The 474-nt window shown below is 64.6% G+C and carries 1 pseudogene; it reads left to right on the forward strand.

Features of this window, described 5'->3' with window-relative positions:
* A pseudogene (gene secA / locus GO615_RS27900) lies at positions 1–474 on the forward strand (preprotein translocase subunit SecA); the annotation flags it as partial.

The following is a 474-nucleotide window of genomic DNA, read 5'->3' on the forward strand; positions in this document are numbered from 1 at the left end:
ACACTGCCGAGCTACCTCAACGCGATCGAGGGCAAGGGCGTCCACGTCGTCACCGTCAACGACTACCTCGCCGAGTACCAGTCCGAGCTCATGGGCCGCGTGCACCGGGCGCTCGGGCTCGAGACGGGCTGCATCCTGTCGTCGATGACGCCGGCGCAGCGCCGAGACGAGTACAACAAGGACATCACGTACGGCACCAACAACGAGTTCGGCTTCGACTACCTGCGCGACAACATGGCGTGGTCGACGGACGAGCTCGTGCAGCGCGGCCACAACTTCGCCATCGTCGACGAGGTCGACTCGATCCTCATCGACGAGGCGCGCACGCCGCTCATCATCTCCGGCCCTGCCGACGCGGCGACGAAGTGGTACGTCGAGTTCGCCTCGATCGTCGAGCACCTGACGCGCGCGGAGAAGGGCAAGGACGGCAAGATCACGAAGCCCGGCGACTATGAGATCGACGAGAAGAAGAAG

The organism is Aromatoleum evansii (genome assembly GCF_012910805.1).
GTDB classification, from domain to species: domain Bacteria; phylum Pseudomonadota; class Gammaproteobacteria; order Burkholderiales; family Rhodocyclaceae; genus Aromatoleum; species Aromatoleum evansii.